At 71.3% G+C, this 17,991-nt stretch carries 23 protein-coding genes; 21 read left to right on the top strand and 2 right to left on the bottom strand.

Features of this window, described 5'->3' with window-relative positions; genetic code table 11:
- The first annotated feature begins 11 nt into the window (after positions 1-11).
- The 16 genes from KPL78_RS29335 (at position 12) to KPL78_RS29260 (ending at position 11,126) form a co-directional block, all read left to right on the top strand.
- Positions 12-365, top strand: a complete 354-nt coding sequence (locus KPL78_RS29335; RefSeq protein WP_219766847.1) for a hypothetical protein — start codon at positions 12-14, stop codon at positions 363-365.
- Positions 362-970, top strand: a complete 609-nt coding sequence (locus tag KPL78_RS29330; protein WP_219766846.1) for a hypothetical protein — start codon at positions 362-364, stop codon at positions 968-970. Before KPL78_RS29335 ends, KPL78_RS29330 begins: the two co-directional genes overlap by 4 nt.
- Positions 970-1,206, top strand: a complete 237-nt coding sequence (locus tag KPL78_RS29325) for a phage head-tail joining protein (protein WP_219766845.1) — start codon at positions 970-972, stop codon at positions 1,204-1,206. The genes KPL78_RS29330 and KPL78_RS29325 overlap by 1 nt, the downstream gene beginning before the upstream one ends.
- Positions 1,206-2,678 (top strand): phage portal protein, encoded by a 1,473-nt coding sequence (locus KPL78_RS29320; RefSeq protein WP_219766844.1) that lies wholly within the window; start codon positions 1,206-1,208, stop codon positions 2,676-2,678. Before KPL78_RS29325 ends, KPL78_RS29320 begins: the two co-directional genes overlap by 1 nt.
- 2 nt (positions 2,679-2,680) lie before the next feature.
- Positions 2,681-4,756 (top strand): prohead protease/major capsid protein fusion protein, encoded by a 2,076-nt coding sequence (locus KPL78_RS29315; protein ID WP_219766843.1) that lies wholly within the window; start codon positions 2,681-2,683, stop codon positions 4,754-4,756.
- Between the two features lie 90 nt (positions 4,757-4,846).
- On the top strand, positions 4,847-5,197 hold the full coding sequence (locus tag KPL78_RS29310; protein ID WP_219766842.1) for a DUF2190 family protein: 351 nt from the start codon (positions 4,847-4,849) through the stop codon (positions 5,195-5,197).
- Positions 5,197-5,595 carry a M15 family metallopeptidase gene (locus tag KPL78_RS29305; protein ID WP_219766841.1) on the top strand — a complete coding sequence of 133 codons (399 nt, stop codon included), beginning with the start codon at positions 5,197-5,199 and terminating at the stop codon, positions 5,593-5,595. Before KPL78_RS29310 ends, KPL78_RS29305 begins: the two co-directional genes overlap by 1 nt.
- Positions 5,592-5,984: a hypothetical protein gene (locus KPL78_RS29300; RefSeq protein WP_219766840.1), complete on the top strand. Its 393-nt coding sequence runs from the start codon at positions 5,592-5,594 to the stop codon at positions 5,982-5,984. Before KPL78_RS29305 ends, KPL78_RS29300 begins: the two co-directional genes overlap by 4 nt.
- On the top strand, positions 5,971-6,150 hold the full coding sequence (locus KPL78_RS29295; RefSeq protein ID WP_219766839.1) for a hypothetical protein: 180 nt from the start codon (positions 5,971-5,973) through the stop codon (positions 6,148-6,150). The genes KPL78_RS29300 and KPL78_RS29295 overlap by 14 nt, the downstream gene beginning before the upstream one ends.
- Positions 6,147-6,455, top strand: a complete 309-nt coding sequence (locus tag KPL78_RS29290; RefSeq protein WP_219766838.1) for a head-tail joining protein — start codon at positions 6,147-6,149, stop codon at positions 6,453-6,455. The genes KPL78_RS29295 and KPL78_RS29290 overlap by 4 nt, the downstream gene beginning before the upstream one ends.
- A 9-nt stretch (positions 6,456-6,464) precedes the next feature.
- Positions 6,465-6,785 carry a phage holin family protein gene (locus KPL78_RS29285; protein ID WP_219766837.1) on the top strand — a complete coding sequence of 107 codons (321 nt, stop codon included), beginning with the start codon at positions 6,465-6,467 and terminating at the stop codon, positions 6,783-6,785.
- The gene (locus KPL78_RS29280) at positions 6,782-7,510 is read left to right on the top strand and encodes a DUF6441 family protein (protein ID WP_219766836.1); all 729 of its coding nucleotides are present in this window, start codon (positions 6,782-6,784) and stop codon (positions 7,508-7,510) included. The genes KPL78_RS29285 and KPL78_RS29280 overlap by 4 nt, the downstream gene beginning before the upstream one ends.
- Positions 7,511-7,512: 2 nt before the next feature.
- Entirely contained in the window at positions 7,513-7,953 is a 441-nt protein-coding gene (locus KPL78_RS29275) for a hypothetical protein (protein WP_255569572.1), read from the top strand.
- 37 nt (positions 7,954-7,990) lie between these two features.
- Complete coding sequence (locus KPL78_RS29270; protein WP_219766834.1) at positions 7,991-8,947, top strand: phage tail tube protein; 957 nt, start codon at positions 7,991-7,993, stop codon at positions 8,945-8,947.
- 332 nt (positions 8,948-9,279) lie between these two features.
- Positions 9,280-10,392: a hypothetical protein gene (locus KPL78_RS29265; protein WP_219766833.1), complete on the top strand. Its 1,113-nt coding sequence runs from the start codon at positions 9,280-9,282 to the stop codon at positions 10,390-10,392.
- A 356-nt stretch (positions 10,393-10,748) separates the two neighbouring features.
- On the top strand, positions 10,749-11,126 hold the full coding sequence (locus KPL78_RS29260; protein WP_219766832.1) for a phage-derived protein YdaY family protein: 378 nt from the start codon (positions 10,749-10,751) through the stop codon (positions 11,124-11,126).
- 473 nt (positions 11,127-11,599) lie between these two features.
- Here the strand turns inward: KPL78_RS29260 and KPL78_RS29255 are convergent, their stop codons facing one another.
- Together KPL78_RS29255 and KPL78_RS29250 are read right to left on the bottom strand one after the other, a co-directional pair.
- Positions 11,600-12,193 (bottom strand): VapC50 family PIN domain-containing toxin, encoded by a 594-nt coding sequence (locus KPL78_RS29255; protein WP_369412900.1) that lies wholly within the window; start codon positions 12,191-12,193, stop codon positions 11,600-11,602.
- Positions 12,194-12,196: 3 nt separating this feature from the next.
- Entirely contained in the window at positions 12,197-12,652 is a 456-nt protein-coding gene (locus tag KPL78_RS29250) for a helix-turn-helix domain-containing protein (protein ID WP_219766831.1), read from the bottom strand.
- 94 nt (positions 12,653-12,746) lie between these two features.
- Between KPL78_RS29250 and KPL78_RS29245 the strand changes: the two genes are divergently transcribed.
- From KPL78_RS29245 to KPL78_RS29225, 5 genes are all read left to right on the top strand, one after another.
- The gene (locus KPL78_RS29245; protein ID WP_219766830.1) at positions 12,747-14,921 is read left to right on the top strand and encodes a tape measure protein; all 2,175 of its coding nucleotides are present in this window, start codon (positions 12,747-12,749) and stop codon (positions 14,919-14,921) included.
- Between the two features lie 15 nt (positions 14,922-14,936).
- Positions 14,937-15,626, top strand: a complete 690-nt coding sequence (locus KPL78_RS29240; RefSeq protein WP_219766829.1) for a hypothetical protein — start codon at positions 14,937-14,939, stop codon at positions 15,624-15,626.
- Positions 15,623-16,201, top strand: coding sequence for a hypothetical protein (locus KPL78_RS29235; protein ID WP_255569569.1), 579 nt, complete (start codon positions 15,623-15,625; stop codon positions 16,199-16,201). The genes KPL78_RS29240 and KPL78_RS29235 overlap by 4 nt, the downstream gene beginning before the upstream one ends.
- Positions 16,201-16,554 carry a DUF6950 family protein gene (locus tag KPL78_RS29230; RefSeq protein ID WP_219766828.1) on the top strand — a complete coding sequence of 118 codons (354 nt, stop codon included), beginning with the start codon at positions 16,201-16,203 and terminating at the stop codon, positions 16,552-16,554. Before KPL78_RS29235 ends, KPL78_RS29230 begins: the two co-directional genes overlap by 1 nt.
- Positions 16,555-16,575: 21 nt before the next feature.
- Positions 16,576-17,991: phage tail protein (locus KPL78_RS29225; RefSeq protein WP_219766827.1), on the top strand; the 1,416-nt coding region annotated here is incomplete at its 3' end.

Raw genomic sequence — 17,991 nt, 5'->3', positions numbered from 1 at the left:
TGGAGATCATGATGACCGCCATCGTCCCGGTGCGCACCAGCATCGCCGCTGGCCAAGCGCTGAGCGGTCCCGTCGCCAGCGTCGGCTACGGCGTCTGCCTACTGCTGCTCCCTGCCGCCTGGACCGACGCCCCGCTGACCCTGCAGGGCTCGCTCGATGAGGGCGAGCCCGTGGCCTGGGCGGACCTCCATGACCACCTGGGCAATGAGGTGGTGCTGACGGCCACTGCCGGCCGCGCCCTCACCCTGCCCCCGACGCTGTTGCTCGGCTGGCGCTGGCTGCGCCTGCGCTCCGGCCTCGCCGCCGCGCCCGTGAACCAGGCGGCGGAGCGGCTGCTCACCCTCGGCATCCGGCCACTCGCATGACCGCGCTGTCCCAGCACTACCTGCCACCGGCCCCGGCGATGCTGCCGTATGTCTCGGGGCGCTTCTACGCCTCGCAGCATGCGCGCGCCGTCGGCGGTGCCGTCGCGATGACGGCGAACCGGCTCTATTGCGTGCCCTACGTGCTGGCGCGGCCGGGGCTGTTCTCGGCCATGGCGGTCAGCGTCACCACCGGCGCGGCGGGCGTCGTCCGCATGGCCTTGGCTGCCGACGATGGCACTGGGCATCCCGGGCGCCTCATCGAGGAGCCGATAGCGGACGCCGACACCACCTCTGCCGGCAATGCGCTCTGCCCCTTCGTGCAGCCGCGCTGGATCCCGGCCGGCACCTGGTGGCTGCTGTTCTGCTTTTCCGGCGCGCCCTCGGTGCGTGGCACCAGCACCCAGGCGTTCAGCGGGGGGAACACGCTGTTGCTCGGCTCGGCCGCGGCGGATGGCGGCGCCGGGGGTGGCACGACCGGCAGCGAGAACGGGTTCTTCGCGGCGCTGACCCATCAGGCTGGCGTGCCGATCATGCCGAACCCACCCGTCGGGCTCTCCTATCTGGTCAACGCGGCTGCGCCGCTGCCGACACTGCGGGCGGCCTGATGGATCCCGCCGTCCTCGCCTGGGCCCTGGCACAGCCGGCCGGCAGTCGCGCGGCAGTGCTGGCCGGGGCCTACACCGGCGGCACCACGCGCGTGACCTTCGACGGGCGCACCGTCGAGTATCGGAGCCTCGATGAGCTCGGCCGGGCGCTGGTGGTGCTGCGCGGCGCGGAGATTTCGGCGGCGCGCCGTCCTGGCGTGACCTTCGCCAGCTTCTCACGCGAGGGAAGCAGGTGATGGGCCGGCTCCGGGATGCCTGGAACGCCCTGCGCGGCTATGCGGCGGCGCAGGATCACCGCGCCTCCGCCTGGGCGCCTTCTGGCGGCAGCGCCAATGCGGAGGTCGGCACCGCCGCGGCGACGGTCGCCCGCCGCGCTCGTGATGCCGTGCGCAACGACCCCTATGCCAGCCGCATCGTCGATCTATGGACCGGCAATGCGGTCGGCGCCGGTATCACCACGCGCTGGCCCGAGGACGCGCATGGTCGCGCCTGGCAGCGCTGGGCGGAGAGCACCGCCTGCGACGCCGAGGGGCGGCTCGATCTCTACGGCCTGCAGGCGCTGGTGATGCGGGCGGTGGTGGAAAGCGGCGAGTGCTTCGTGCGCTTCCTGATGGTGCCGCCGTCGCCGGCGAACCCGATCGGCCTGCGCCTGCAGGTGCTCGAGGCGGATCACCTCGACACGGCCCGGAACGGCATGGTTGACGGTCCGCCGACCATCCAGGGCATCGCCCTCGGCGAGGCCGGCGAGCCGGTCGGCTACTGGCTGCACCGGGTGCATCCCGGCGCGGCGTGGATCCTTCCCGGGGCCACTTGGCAGAGCAGCCAGCGCATCCCGGCGACGGAGGTGCTGCACGTGTACCGCAAGCGCCGGCCCGGCCAACTGCGTGACGTGTCCTGGCTCGCCCCGGTGCTGCTGCGCCTGCGCGACCTCGGCGACTACGAGGCCGCCCTGCTCATGAAAGCCAAGATCGAGGCCTGCCTCGCCGCCGTGGTGACGGAGGAGGGCGACGAGGCGCTGACTGGCGCCGCCGCCGGCCTGCTACGGGATGCGCAGGGCCGTACGGTCGAGAGCTTCGAACCTGGGATGATCCTGTATCGCCGCGGCATGGGCAGCGTGGAGGTAGTGAACCCCTCGGGTGGCGGATCGCATGCAACCTTCGCTCGCCGCGCGCTGGAGGCCGCCGCGGTCGGCGCCGGCCTGACCTACGACCAGGTCTCGGGCGATCTCACCCAGGCGAACTACTCCTCACTGCGCGCCGGCAAGATCGAGTTCCGCCGGCTCTGCGAGCAGGTGCAGTACGGCATGCTGATCCCGATGCTCGTGCGCCCCATCGCCGAGCGCTTCCATGCGCAAGGTGCCCTCGTCGGTCTGTGGGGCGCCGACATGCCGGACGGCGTGTCGCACGTCCCGCCCGCGCACGAGATGATCGACCCGCTGAAGGACACCACCGCGCTGATTGCCCAGGTGCGTGCCGGCTTCGTGCCGCAGCCCGAGGCTGCGGGCGCCTTCGGCTACGACTTCCGCGCCGCGGTGGAGATGATCCGCGAGGCCAACGCCCTGCTCGACGAGGCCGGCCTCGCGCTCGACACCGATCCGCGCCGGGTCGCGAAGTCCGGCGCGGCGCAGGACGCGGCGCAGATGGCTGCCGTCGAGATCGCCGCCACCGGCGCTGCGGCACCGCCGCGCGAGACACCAGCACAGGGCTGACCATGACGGACATCATCGAACCGGGCGGGGGCGACCCCGCGCCGGAGCCTGCTGCTGCGCCCACCGCGGCGGACGTTCCGCTCGTGGCGCAGCGCGCCATCACCGCGCCTGCCACCGTCGATCGCGCCGCTCGTACGGTCGAGGTGGTGTGGTCGACCGGCGCCCGTGCCCGCAACTTCGTCCCCGCCCTCGGCCTGATCACCGAGGAGCTGGAGATGTCGCCCAGCGCGGTGCGCATGGAGGCGCTGCGCTCCGGTCGCGCCCCGGTGCTCGACACGCATCGCCGCGGCGGCGCGCGTGACGTGCTGGGCCGCGTCACCGCCGCCCGCCTCGAACGCGGACGTGGCTACGCGACGCTGCAGTTCAGCGCCGCCGCCGATGTGGAGCCGGTCTGGCAGCGCATCGCCGACGGCACGCTGCGGGCGGTGAGCGTCGGCTATCGCGTGCACCGCTACGAGCCGCGGCCTGACGCCGCCACCGGCGAGACCGTCCACCGCGCGGTGGATTGGGAGCCCTTCGAGATATCCGTCGTGCCAGTCCCCGTGGACCGCGATGCGGCGGTGCGGGGTGAGGCGCCGCAGGGCGCGCCCGCCATCGCCATCGAACCAGCCCTGCCTGACGAGGATCCACCCATGCCCGAGACGACGCCGGAAGCCCCGGCCACGCCGGCGCCGTCTGCGCCGCCCACCGCCATCCAGGAGACTGCTGTGACCACCAGCCCCGCACCGGTGCCGGAACCCACCCGCGCCGCGCCCCCGGATCTCGACGCGGTGCGCGCCGAAGCAAGCCGCGCCGAGCGCGAGCGCATCGCCGGCATCGACGCCGCCGTGGAGGCGGCCCGCGCCCTCCTGCCGGTGGACCGCATCACGCCGATCCGTGCCGAGGCGATCGCCCAGGGCTGGACCGGCGACCAGGCCCGCCGTGCCCTGTTCGACGCCCTGGTGGCCCAGGGCCCGCGGCCGTCCATCCCGGCGCGCCCCGAGACTGGCCCCAGCCACGACGACCCGGCGCAGATCCTCGATGCCATGGCCGAGGCCCTCGCCGCCCGTGCCATGCCCGGCTACCAGCCTCAGGGGGCAGGACGGCACGCCGAGTTCATGGGCTGGCGTCCATCCGACATGATCGGCGAGTTGCTGCGGGCCCGCGGCGAGCGGGCCGTGCCCCGCAACCCGACGCTGCTCGCCGAGCGCGCCTTTCACACCAGCTCGGACTTCCCGCTGCTGCTGGCCGCCGCCGCCAACAAGATGCTGCTCGCCGCCTACCAGCCGGCGCAGCCCACCTACCGCCAGATCTTCCTCCGCCGCGACTTCCGCGACTTCAAGCCGCACCGGCACCTGCGCATCGGCGACTTCCCGACCCTGCTGCCGCTCGCCGAGAACGGTGAGATCCAGGTCGGCACCATGTCCGAGAGCCAGGAGATCGTGCTGCTGCAGACCTTCGCGCGGCGCATCCGCGTCACGCGGCCGATGCTGGTCAATGACGATCTCGGCGCCTTCACCGATTTCGCAGCGGCGATCGGCCGGCGCGTCGCCGAGTTCGAAAATGCCACCGCCTACCAGCTGGTGAATTCGGCCAATGGCGAGGGACCGACGCTGACCACCGGCAGCGCCCCCGTCTTCGCCACCGGCGCAGCGCGGGCCAACAAGGCCAGCACCGGCACGGTGCTCGACACCTCGACCATCGGCGCCGGCCGCACCGCCATCATGAAGCAGCGTACGCTGGATGGGCTGCCGATCTCGATGGGCCAGACCATGCGGCTGCTGGTCGGGCCGAACCTCGAACTCGCCGCGCGCCAGGCGACGGTGGTCGTGCAGGCGAGCGAGATCGGCAAGGCGAACGTCTTTGCCGGCTTCGTGCAGCCAGTGATCGAGCCGCTGATCGCGGCCAACCGCTGGTACCTGTTCTCCGACCCGGTCGCGGCGCCGGTCTATGTCTACGGCTACCTCAATGGCGCCGAGGGGCCGCAGGTCACCACCGGCCCGGTGCAGGGCGCGGACGGCGTCGAGGTCAGCGTAATCTTCGACTTCGGCGTCGGCGCCATCGACTGGCGCGGCGCCTGGTTCAATCCGGGCACCTGATCCCGCCGCCTCCGTCCTTCCCATCCGCATCGCGCCAGGGCGCCGCCGGAACGACGGTCGGCGCCCTACGCGCTTTCAGGAGACCCTCCCATGCGCAACTGCATCCGTCCCGACGCGCGCTCCATCCCGATGGTGGTGCCCTATGCCGGCGGCATCCTCTCCGGCCAAGGCATGCTGGTCGGCGCCTTCTTCGGGGTGGCAGCGTCCGACGCCGCGCAGAACGCCAGTGTCGACTGCGAGACCCGCGGCGAGTTCGAGCTGACCAAGGAGCCCGCGCTTGCCATCAGCCAGGGCGCGCGGGTGTTCTGGGACAATACCAACCGCCGCATCACCACGACCGCGACCGGCAACTTCCAGGTAGGGCTCTGCACCGTCGCCGCGCTGGCAGCCGATACCACGGTGCGGGTGATGCTGGCCCGTGTGCCGGCCTCGGGGGCGTGATGACTGCGCTGCTGCCGCGCGACCGTGCGCGGCTCGAGGGCGTGCACCGCGACCTGGTGCGCGTCGTCGAACGGGCCCGCCTGGCGGTGCCCTTCATCGTCACCGAGGGGGTGCGCTCGCGCGAGCGCCAGGCTCGGCTGGTCGCGATCGGTGCCTCGCGGACGATGAACAGCCGGCATCTCACTGGCCATGCCGTCGATCTCGCCTACTGGCTGGATGACGGCGACAACGCGGTGGAGCAGGGCGAGATCCGCTGGGACTGGATGCTGTACGAGCAGATTGGTGCGGCGATGAAGGCTGCGGCGAAGGATCTCGGCATCCCGATGGTCTGGGGCGGCGACTGGGCCTCCTTCCGTGACGGGCCGCACTTCGAACTCGACCGCACGGCCTGTCCGTGACCGGTGCGACCATCCTCGCCGTGCTCGGGCGGCATGCGCTGCCGATTGGGATCGCGGCAGCAATCCTGCTCTCCGCCGCGGCCGCCTGGCACTTCCGCGCCCAGCGCGATGCCGCCCGCCTGGATGCCGCGATGGCCAGCCGCACGGCGGAGGCCAGTGCGGCAGCGCTGGCGCGCGCCACCGCTGAGCATTCGCGGCACATCGCCGCGCTCACCGGCGAGGCCGAGCGCGCCCGCGCTCAGGCCGCGCGCCTCGGTGCCAACCTGGAGGCCATCCGCCGTGATCCGAGCCATGCTGCCGGCGCTGCCCCTGTGCTGCGCGATGCTGTCGAGCGCCTGCGCGCCAGCCGCACCGCCGGAGATCCGGCTGCTGCCGTTGCGCCTCCCTGACGCGCTGCTGGTCTGCGCCGCCGCGCCGGCGCTGCCCAATGAAGATCGGCTGACGCAGGGGCAGGTGGCGGAACTGCTGCTGGCCTACGACGCCGCCCATGCCGATTGCGCGGGGCGGCTCGCCACGGTGCGGCGGTTGAACCCGGCCGACGGAGCCGAGCAGTGAACGCCTTCGCCGATGCGATGGCAGCGCTGGTCGCCGATCCAAATCTCGGGACCGACACCGTCTACCGGCAGGGCGGCACCGGCCCTGCAATTGCGGTCCGGGTCCTGCGCTCCTCGCCCGACCGTGTCGCCGACGCCTTTGGTACCGAGATCGTCTCGGCCACCGACATCCTCTCCGTCGCCATCGCCGTCCTGCCCGACCTCGCCGCCAGCGACAGCTTCGCCCTCGGCCCCGACCTGCTCACCGTCACCCACGCCGAGCGCGACGCCTCCGGCACCGCTTGGCGCGTGCTCTGCCAGCGCTAGGAGGCTCCCATGCCGCAGAACGCCCTCAGCCTGCTGGAGGTGTTGCGCGACCTGCTGCTCGGCGCCGCGGCCGGCCTCGCCGGCGGCTTCGTGCGCTGGAACAACCCGGAGCGCCGGCGCTTTGGCTGGTGCCTCGCCTGGGAGGTGCCCTCCGCCGCTCTGGTCGGCAGCGCCGGCTACGCCCTCGGCGGCTTTCTCGAGTTCAACGAATACGGCCGGTTCCTCTTCGCCTTCGTGTTCGGCTACCTCGGCCAGGCGGCGCTGCATGACCTCGCCGTCGCCATCATCCGCCACCGCACCGGCCTGCCGCCTGACGGCGGCACACAATGAGGCTCGCCGCCCGCATCGTCGGCGATCTGCGCCAGGTGCTCGCGGCCGAGGTCCGCGCCGGCGAGCGCGCGGCCATGACCGCCATCCGCGCCGAGACCGAGCAGGTCAAGCAGGAGCTGCGGCGGCAGGTCACCAGCAGCTTCGGCGGCAACGCGCGGGGGATCGCCAATGCCTGGCGCTCGCAGATCTTTCCCCGCTCCGGCCAGTCGCTCCGCCCTGCCGGCCTGGTCTGGACCAAGGTCCCGAACGTCATCGACGCCTTCGAGCGCGGCGCGCTGATTCGCGCCAAGGGCGGGGGGAAGTTCCTCGCCATCCCGACCGGCTTCAACGCGGCGCGAGGACGCCGGGGACGGGGCGAGAAGGGCCTGCGGGTCACCCCGGCGCAGATGGTTGCCTCGGGACAGGGCTTCCTGCGGCCGTTCCAGTCGGGGCGCGGCTTTGTGTGGTGCCTGCCGCTGCGGCAGGGCGAGCAGACCGGTCGGCGGCGCCGCACCCGGCTGGTCGCTGGTGGGCTTACCGAGATCGGCACCGGCAACCGCAAGGGTCGCGAGGCCTGGGCGCGCGGCATGCTCCAGCGCGGCATGGTGCCGATGTTTCTGCTGCTGCCGCAGGTGAAGCTCGCCAAGCGGCTGGACGTGAAGGGCGCGGCCGAGCGCGGCCTGCGTCGGCTGCCCGGGCGCTTCGTCGCGGCCTGGGAGCGCGAGAGCGGAAGGGCGGCGTCGTGAGCATGCGCGAGGCGGCGATCGCGGCGCTGCACGATCGGCTCGCCACGTCCTTGGCAGCCAGGAGCCCGGCACCCATGGTGCTACGCGGGGAGACCGTGCCGCAGCGCCTGCCGCCAGGCGGGCTGGTCGTCATTCGCGACGGCGAGACGGTGGAGGAGACGGCGATCCTGTCGCCGCTCGCCTGGGCGATCGAGCACCGCGCCGAGGTCGAGGTCACCGCTGGCGGCGCGACGCCGGCGGCACGCAATGCGCTGCTCGACGCCCTGCTGTTGGCCATCGCCGCCGCCACCACTGCCGACCGCACCCTCGGCGGCGCGGTGGAGTGGGCGCAGCCTGGCGCGCCCGGCTTCGAGGATGTCGAGTTCGAGGGCGCTGCCGCCGCGCGCGCTGCCTCCGTCCCCGTCGCGCTGTTCTTCACCGTCGCCGGCTCGCCGCTGGCCTGAGGCCTTTTTCCCTTCCCGCTGATCCCGGAGATCTCCGATGCCCCGTGCCATCGGCGCCAATTGCCGCCTGCTCATGATCCCCGAGGCGACCTACGGCACTGCGCCCGCGGGCGACTGGCTGCGGATGCCGTTCCTGTCGTGCGACCTCGGCGCCGAGCAGCCCTTGCTCGATGCCGACGTCATCGGCGTCGGCAGCAGCCGCGATCCGGCGGCGCCTTTCCTCGACACCGTCACCGTGCAGGGCCAGGCGGTGGTGCCGGTCGACCTGGTCAACATCGGCCACTGGTTGCGCCTGCTGCTCGGCCCGCCCACCACCACCGGCACCAGCCCAAACTTCATCCACAGCTTCGGCTCGGGCGCGGCAGCGCTACCGTCCAACAGCATCGAGATCGGCTATCCCGACGTGCCGAACTACGATCTCTGCACCGGCGTGCGCGCCGACACGCTGGAGATCGACTTCTCGCCGACCGGGCCGGCCACGGCGACCTTCGGGCTGATGGGGCAGGGTTCGACGCGCGGTGCCTCGAGTTCGGGTGGCACGCCGACCAGCGCCGCCTACACGGCCTTCCACAAGGCGCAGGGTGCGATCAGCCGGAACGGCTCCGCGCTGGCGCAGGTGACCGGGGCACGCATGACCTACGCCAACGGCATGGAGATGGTGCGCACCATCCGCGCCGACCGGAAGGTCGAGGGCGTGGATCCAGGCATCGCGCGCGCCACCGGCCAGATCACCGCGCGCTTCGCGGACACCACGCTGCTGACCCAGGCGCAGAACAACGCGCCGGCGGAGTTCGCCTTTAGCTACACGATCGATGCCAACCGCAGCCTCACCTTCACGCTGCACGAGGTCTACCTGGCGCTCGCCAAGACGCCGGTCGAAGGGCCGGCCGGCGTCGAGGCGAGCTTCGAGTTCCGCGCGGCTTTCAACCCCACGGCGACGCGCATGATGACCGCTGTGCTCAAGAACCAGCAGGCCGCGGCGGAGTACACTTAATGCCAGGAGGCGCACTTCATTGCCGCGTGAAGACCGGACGTTGAGGCCAGAACCCGACGCATACGGAAACCTCGTAAGGTCTGCCTCGGCAACGCTTCGTGGTGTAGACGGCGTGGCAGCAACTCCCAGAAGCGGCCAACATGGTGCGAAACCGATACGACGAGACTTGGCACCGACTTCGCGAGTGGACGAAAGGACAGACACCGTCCGAGCGCCTTGCTGCCCAGATACTCATCCACGAGGGCTTCTCGGATGTTGACCCTAGTCATCCCCTGGGTGGAAGGGACGGCGGGAAGGACGCGACGGCCAGCAAAGAGGGAATGCGGTTCGCAATGGCCGCATTCTTCCCGAGGGGACAGCAGACCTTCAATGCCATCAGGGCCAAATTTGAATCCGACCTCGCGGGCGCCAGGCACAACGATGCCGCGGGCATAGCATTCGTCACGAATCAAGAACTCACGCTGCAAGAGCGCGAAACCATAAAGATGGTGGCGGCGCCGACGATGGTTGAGCTCTTTCACCTCGAGCGGATCACGACGATCCTCGACAGCCCCGCTTTGGCCAATGTTCGGCAGCAATTCCTCGACATCGAGGGTGAAAGCCCACCGCCTATCAGCCTTGGCGGACAGGGCGGAGCCGCACCCGGTGCTGGTGGTGGTGGTGGCGCCGCTATCGGCCCCAATGCGATGGGTGGGAGTGGAGGCCCCGGTGGCCACATCACTCTCGACGGAACTCCCGGCGAAGCGCCTGGCGCGGGCGGCGGAGGTGCTGGCGTGCTCGGGGAAGGCGCAATCGGTGGCGAAGGTGGAGGCGGGGGCGAATACCTCTCTGTCGCGCTAGGACCAGACGAGATCGGCCCAACCTCGGGACTCCACCACATCGACATTCAAGTCGGGAAAGGTGGGGTCGGGGGACCGGGCGAAGACACCATTCTCAACCTCTGCGACGAGGGCGGTAACGTCTTGCGAAGCATCGTCGCAAAGGGAGGGAAGGCAGGTACGCCTCCATACGTGCCGCCACCCAGCCGATCGGCTACGGGGGAGGACCTGCGGGCCGGTCTGAAGGTAACCGGCATTCTTGCCGCGGAGTTCATCCGCGTCAGGGATGGGCTTTGGACTTTGGTGGACGGCGGCTGGGATTGGGTGCAGGTCGGCACAAACCCATTTCGAGTCGTGTTGCCGCTGCTGATCGAAATCGAGACCGGGTCGATAGAGCCGGGCACCATCCTGGACTTGAAGCTTGTGGTTCGAAATCCCGGCAACTTCCAGGTGCATGAGCAGGGACAGGTGGTCACGGTGCAAGACCAGTTGGTCCGTCGATCTCGGCTAGCCGTGGCCCTGGAGTTTTCAGGATCCCAACCTGGCCTGTGGCGTGTCCAGGTCCTTGCAGGACGCCACGTGATCGGCGAGCTCCCGATCGAAGTCCGCGCGCCAGCCCATGTATGAACTGCGCAGGCGGCATCTCTCGTTTCCGCCTGTCGTCGCGTTGGAAGCGCGCGGGGCCTCTGGCCGTGAGCGAGAGTTCGACTATCCCAAGATGCACTCGCTTCTCCGTCCCCAGTAACGGCAGTCGGATTCCGTTGCCCGCCACGATAATGGAACGCTGATTGTTGGCTTACTGTGTCGGGACCGGTCCGTCCGTAGACGCCAGTTGCGACACGCTCATCAAGGTCCGGAGCGACTTGGCGGGCGGATCGATCCCCCGCCGGTTCTGAAGACCCGATCATTCTGAGGGTCGGTGCCCGGATGGGCTGCGTGATCGCCGCTAGCGAAGCAAACACTCTGAAAACAGCGAGATTCGAATGCTCACCCTCGACCTCCCGGCCGAGCCGTACTGGCTCGACCTGCCGCGCGGCGTCCGCGTGGAAATCCGGCCAGTGACCACCGCGGTGATGGCCGCCGCCCAGGCCGCCGCCGCACGGCGCCTCGCCGCGATCCGCATCGCGGATCCCGGTCTCGATCCGGACATATCGCGCGGCCTGTCCTTCGCCTTCCTGGTCAAGGCGCTCGCCCGGCACGCGGTGACCGCCTGGGAGGGGATCGGCGATGCCGCCGGCAAGCCGCTGCCGCTCTCGCCCGAGGCGGTCGAGCGCCTGATGGACCTCGATGACATCGCCGCCGCGTTTTGGGACCGCGCCACCGCGCCCATCGCCGCGGTGGCCGCCGAGGGAAACGGCTGAGGGCCCGCGCCGCCTGGCACTTCGGCCGCGGGCCCGAATACTGCCGCGGCTGCGCCGCTCTGGAGCGCGATTGCGGCCTAGCCTGCCCCTACGCCGCGCACGCGCCCACTAGCGTTGAGGGCGCTGCCTGCTGGTCGGCCGGCACCACCTGCATCACAGCTAACGTCGCCGGCCTCGACGTTGACGTTGCCGGGGCTCTCTCTGTCGCACGCGAATTGGGCGTGCCGTCCTGGGTCGCAGCGGAACTGCTGTCGGCACTGCGGGCCGGCATGGCGGCCGGGGTAGCCTCCAGGCGCGAGCCTCAGGAGCACCCTGTTGGGGAAAGCCTTAAATAAGGAGCGCGCTGATTTCGCGCGGATTTCGGCATCTTCCGCTGGGTCCGCGCTGCGGCCGGCAAGAAAGACGCCGCCGCATCGTCGTGTCGAAGTGGCGCGGCACTCGTTCGGCCGCCTCGCGGCGCATCAGCCCCGCAATCATCGGTCGGTCGATCGACGCTCCAGGATCGGTGCAAGCTTGCCGATCTGCTCCGCAATCCGGGGTACGCCCGCCTTACGTAGCGCGACGACGTATTCCGGCAAATCGAGCGGCGGTGCGCGGTAATGCTCCAGATCCTCACGCACCGCGCCAGCGAAGCTCGGCGGGTCAATGCTGGCGACGTCCAGCAGGAAATCATCCGGATGGACCGTGTGCAGCCCATAGGGTGCCAATCGGTCAGGCGGAAAGTCCGAGACATTGAACGTCACGATGCAGCTCGCCTTGCACACGACTGCGGCGGCGAGCACATGCCGATCGTCGGGATCCGGCAGGACCATAGCCTCGATGAGTGGTTCGTAGCCCGTCACCAGCGCATCGAGCACCGATGCATCCATAAGCTGACGGGTGCGCGCTAGATCGCCAGCCTTCAGGTCAGGCCGCTTCTGCAGCAGATTGCGGATCCACTCGTCGTGCACCCTGTCGCTCCACCTCGCCCGGAACAGCTTCGTCTGGGCGAGGTAGAGCACGAGGCTACGCAGCCTGGCGCCGTAGAAGACGTTGGCGTCGATGAACGCTGTGAAGGTTGAGATCACGCGTCAGTCCAATTCCAGCCGGCGCGCCTCCGCGGCCATCTCCGCGAGCGCTCGCTTCCGCTTCTCGGCCGATGCGTGCTCGTAGGCCAGCAAGTCAGCGAAGCGGACGCGCCGGTGGCGACCGACCATCCGATGCGCGATCTCTCCTCGATCGATCAGGCCAATCAGGAACGGCCGCGAGACGTTGAGGTAGTCGGCTGCCTGTTGCGTCGTGAGCTCGGCCTCATGCGGGATGACCGAGATCGGACGCCGCTCAGCCATGGCGGTGAGCACGGTCAGCACGACCTCGACCGCGCGAGCAGGTAGCGGCACGGCGACGTTCGGCTGCTCGCGCAGAACGAGCTGCACGCCCTGACCGGCTTGCGCGGCAGGCGCCAGGCTGGCAGCGGCGGTCTTGGCGATGGCGGCCTCAGCCTCGTCGGCGACGATGGGCTCGGCCTGATCAAGCAGAGCGAGCATGGGGCCCTCCCGGGGCTTCTGTTGGCCCATGCATATACGCAAAATACGCATTAAACGCAACTAACGAAACTGCCAGCTACGGGGGCACCGCGCCATGGCCGACGCCACCCGCCGCGTCTCGGTCCGCCTCTCGCTGGACGACGCCGCCCGGGTCAAGGCCGGACTGCGCGAGGTCGGCGAGACCGGCCAGCGCTCCCTCGACCAGATCAAGGGCGGTGCCGAGCGCGCTTCGCGGTCGCTCGAACTGCTGGATGTCGCCACCCGCGGCATCCAGATCGCCGGCGTGGCAGTGGCCGCCCGTGCGCTGGTCCAGGCCGGTGACGCGCTCACCCAGAGCCTCTCCCGCCTGCAGAACGCCACCGGCTCGGTCGAACGGGCGAGTGCGGTCTACGAGGCGCTGTACCGCAACGCGCTCTCCACCGGCGTCGCGGTCTCCGAGAGCGTCGACGCCTTCCAGCGCTTCTCGATCGCCGCCCGCGAGATCGGCGCCACCTCCGACCAGGTTGTCCGCCTCGTCACCGGCCTGCAGCGCGTCGCCATCGTTTCCGGCGCCTCCACCCAGGAGATCAGCAGCGCCACACTCCAGCTCGCCCAGGCGCTGGCCTCGGGCGTGCTGCAGGGCGACGAGCTGCGCTCCATCCTCGAGGCCATGCCGCTGCTGGCGGAGGGCCTCGCGCGCGAGCTCGGCGTCTCGATCGGCGAACTGCGCAAGCTCGGCTCCGAGGGCAAGCTCACCGCCGAGCGGGTGTTTCCCGCATTGCTGCGCGCCACCGAACGCCTCGGCGCGGAACTGGACCGCGCCCCGCTCTCCCTCGGCCGCGCCTTCGGGCAGCTGACCGCGGCGACCGAGAATTTTCTGGGCCAGCTCGACCGCGCCATCGGCCTGTCCAACGCGCTGGCGCGCGCCCTCTCCGCCGCCGCCCGCGCGGTGGACGGTGTCCGCCAAGGCGCCGGCGCGCTCAGCGAGGAGGAACGCTTCGCCGGCATGCGCCGCCAGGCCGAGGCGCTGGCGGCGCAGATCGCCCGGCTGGAAAGCCAGCAGGACGGCCGGCCCAGCCTCAGCGCCCCGGTCCGCCGCGGCAGCATCCGTCCTGGCTTGGTCGGCGCCGCCGAGCAGCAGGCCGGGGTGGATCGCGCCGCTCGGCTGGAGGAGCTACGCCGGCAGTACACGGACCTCCAGGCCGAGATCACCCGCGGCGAGCAGGCCGCCGGCGAGCGCCAGCGCAGCGAACAGGAGGCTGCCGCCACCGCCGCGGCCGAGGCCCGCCGGCGCCGCGCCACGCAGGACGTCCAGGAGCTCACCCGCGACCTCGATGACCGCTTCCGGATCAACCGCGAGTACGAGGAGCGGGTCCGCCGGCTGCGCGAGGCCGAGGCGGCGGGTGGCGTCACCGCTGCCGAGCGCACCCGCCTCGAGACCCTGGCCCTGCGGGAGCGCGACGAGGCGCTACGGCGCCTGGAGCCGCGTGTCGCCGCCGTCCGTCGCGCCAGCACCGAGGGTGCCAGGGAGGCCCGCGAGGCCGAGCGCGAGCTCAATGAGTTGCTGCGTGAGCGCGAGCGGCTGATCCAGCAGAACGAGACCGCCTATGAGCGCTACCAGCGTCGGATGGCCACGCTGTCCACCCTGGTGGAGCGGGCCGAACGGGCGGGCCGGGCGGTGCCCGACGAGACCATCCAGCGCGAGGCGGTCGCGGCGATGGAGGAGCTGGAACGCGCCGAGCGGCGCGTTGAGGAGGGGGCATCGCGCACCTCCGACATGGTGCGCGAGCTCGGCCTGACGTTCTCCAGCGCCTTCGAGGACGCCATCGTCAAAGGCGAGAAGTTCTCCTCCGTGCTGGAGGGGCTGCTGCAGGACATCACGCGCATCCTCGCCCGCAAGGTCATCACCGAGCCGCTGGGCAATGCCGTCTCGGCCGGGCTGTCGGGGATCTCCTTCGACAGCCTGTTCTCGGACGTCGGCTCCTGGCTCGGCGGGCTGTTTCGCGCCGAGGGCGGGCCGGTTGCCGCCGGCCAGCCCTATGTCGTCGGCGAGCGCGGGCCGGAGTGGTTCGTCCCGCGCCAGGCGGGCACCGTCCTGCCGAATGGCGTGGTGCCGAGCGCGGGCGGCCCAACCATCCACACCAGCATCACCATCGATGCCCGCGGCGCCGATGCCGGCGTCGAGGCGCGGCTGCGGCTGCTCGCCGGGCAGATCGCCCGCCAGGCCTCGGCGATGACGCTGGATGCCATCCGTCGCGGCGGCGCGGCCTACGACACGGTGCGCGGGTAGCGGGGAGAGGCCGGCATGACCGAATACGCCTGGCCGGCCGCGCTGCGGCCGTCGCGGCTGAGCTTCTACCTGCAGCACAACACGCTGCGCTTCGTCTCGCCGGTCAGCCGCGCCACCCAGGTGCTGCGCCGCGACGGCGCCCGCTGGATCGCCGAGGCCAGCTTCGATCCCCTCAATCGCACCCAGGCCGGCGTGCTGGAGGGGCTGCTCGCTGCCCTGGCAGGATCGGCCAACACCGTCCGCATCTGGGACTGGCGGCGTGAGTACCGCACCGGCGATCCCAGGAGCCAGGGCGAGGTTCCCTCGGGGCCCTATTCCTTCTCGGACGCCACCATCTTCACGGATGGCACTGGGATGGTGGTGGGCAGCGGCACGCCGTCGCTCGCCGCCGGCGCCGCGCGCGGGGCACTGTCGCTATCGACCCAAGGCTGGTGGCCGAATGCGGTGGCGGTCGGAGCGGGGGACCATATCGGCCTCGCCGGGAGGCTCTACATGGCGACGGAACGTGTCGTGGCCTCCGGTACCGGCACCGCGACCATCCCGATCGCCCCGCCGCTGCGCGCCGCCGCCTCGCTGGCCGAGCCGCTGGTGCTGACGACGCCGACCGTCGCCATGCGCCTCGCCTCCGACGACGAGGGCGCCAATCCGACCCGGCCAGGGCGCTTTACCGCCATCACCATCCGCCTCGAGGAGGCCTTGCCGTGAGCGAGGGCATCACCGCCACGCCGCGCCTCTCGCCCCAGGCCGCCGCGGCGGCGACCGCACCGGTCGCGACGCCGGTGGTGCTGGTGGAGCTCGACTTCGCCTCCGGCCCCATCCGTGCCTGGACCGGGCTCGGGCCGCTGCAATGGGCCGGTGTGACCTATGAGGGCATGGGCACCATCGGTGCCGTCTCCGACATCGAGGAGACCGCCGAACTCAGGGCGGTGCGCATCACGCTGACGCTCTCGCCGGTGCCGCAGGAGGTGGTGGACATCGCCTTGGCCGAGCAGTCCTTCCGGCTGCGGCCGGCGCGGCTGTGGGGCGCGCTGCTCGATGCCGAGGGCGCCTTCGTCGCCGACCCGTTCCCGCTCTGGGCCGGGCTGATGGACACCATGCAGGTGGTGGACGGGGCGGAGCCACGCATCTCGCTCACCTGCGAGAGCCGCCTCGTTGACCTCGTGCGCGCCGAGGTGCGCCGCTACACCGACGCCGACCAGCAGGCCGAGTATCCGGGGGATCGCTTTTTCGAGTTCGTCCCCGCGCTGCAGGAGGCGGAGATCCGGCTGCCGGCGAGCTGATGGCCCGGCTACCGGATTGGCCTGCGCGGCTGGCAGCGCTGCTGGCCGCCGTCGAGACGCGCGCCTTTGATGCCCACCGCTGGAACTGCGGGCGCTTCGCGCTGGCGGCGGTGATGGCGACGACCGGCCGCCGGCCGGGGTGGCGCAGCCTGCCGACGCTCGAGGCCACCGCGGACAGCGCCGGCTTCTCGCGCATCCCGCCCGCTTTCGCCCGCCCAGGTGACGTCGTGCTCGCCGGCGATCCGCCCCGCCTCGGCGTGGTGGTCGATGGCGGCCGTGCCGCCTTCGTCGGACCGCGCGGCCTGATCCGCATGTCCCTGACCGATTGCACCAGCGCCTGGCGCATCGACTGATGCCTCGGAGGACTGCGACCGATGCCTGCCGCTGTCCCCCTCATCGCCGTCGCCGCGGCCGGCATCGCCTCCGCCGCGGTCGGTGGCGGCATCATCGGTGCCGTGGTCGGCGCCGGCGCCGCCTTCATCGTCTCCGCCATCGGCCAGTCGGTTTTCCCACAGAAGCAGAAAAGGCAGGCCAGCCTCAGCCCACAGGCGGCGGCGATCGCCGGCTTCGACGCCGGCCAGCCCGGTGCCGGCCGCACCCAGGCCTTTCGCCAGCCGGTCACCGAGCACCAGCTCGTCCTCGGCCGCTGCAAGGTGTCCGGCCCGATCGTCTTCCTGCACTCGGGGACCGACGATGAGGGCCGCGCGGACGGCTACTTCTATTCGGTGGTGGTGCTGGCCGCGCATCGCGTGCGCGCCATCGGCGAGGTGTTTTTGGGCGACAAGCTGGAAAGCGACAGCTCGCTCGCCGGGCTGGTGCGCGTCGACCGGCACCTGGGCTATCCCGACCAGCCGGCCGACGCCAACCTGATCGCCGAGACCGGCGGCCAGTGGACCGCCGAGCATCGCGGCCGCGGCCGAGCCTATGTCGCCGTCCGGCTGAAACTCACCGCCGAGGCCTTCCCCGCCGGCCCCCCCAACATCGCCGCCATCGTCGAGGGCGCCGACACCATCCTCGATCCGCGCACCGGGGCGACAGGCTGGTCCGACAATCCCGCCCTGCTGCTCGCCTGGTACCTCACCGCGCCCTTCGGCTGGCGGGCATCGTGGGCCGATATCGACATCCCGGCGCTGATGGCCGCCGCCAACATCTGCGACGAGCTGGTCGGCACAAAGGCCGGGGTCTACGAGCGCCGCTACACCGCCAACGGCGTGCTGTCCCTCGCCGAGGGTAAGATCGCCATCACCCGCAAGCTCGCCGCCGCCATGGCTGGCGCGCTGGTGGTCTCGGGCGGGCGGTTCTTCATCCATGCCGGGGCGCCGGCGCTGCCGGCGGCCACCCTGACCTCCGACGACCTGCGCGGCGACGTCACCATCCAGGGCGCGCGGCCGCGGCGGGATCTCTTCAACGGGGTGCGCGCCGTCTATGTCGAGCCGGCGGCCAACTGGCAGCCGACCGACGCCCCGCCGCTGCTCGCCAGCAACTACGTCGCCCAGGATGGCGGCGAGATGATCTATCGCGACCTCGAATTCCCGCTCACCACCTCGGTCAGCACCGTCCAGCGCCTGATGAAGGTCGAGTTGGAGCGCAACCGCCGCCAGCGCACCGTCGCCTTTCCCGCCAACCTCTCCGCCCTGCGGCTGCGACCGTGGGAGGCGGCAACGGTCGCGCTCGACCGGCTCGCGCCCTTCCCGGCGCGGGTCACCGCCTGGTCGCTCGCCGCCGAGGGGGGTGTCGACCTCACCCTGGAGGAGGAGGACGCCGCGGTGTGGGACTGGAACCCGGCGGTC

Origin of the sequence: Roseomonas alba, assembly GCF_019430885.1 — a bacterium.
Taxonomy (GTDB): Bacteria; Pseudomonadota; Alphaproteobacteria; order Acetobacterales; family Acetobacteraceae; genus Neoroseomonas; species Neoroseomonas alba.
This window is presented reverse-complemented; position numbering and strand designations above follow the sequence as displayed.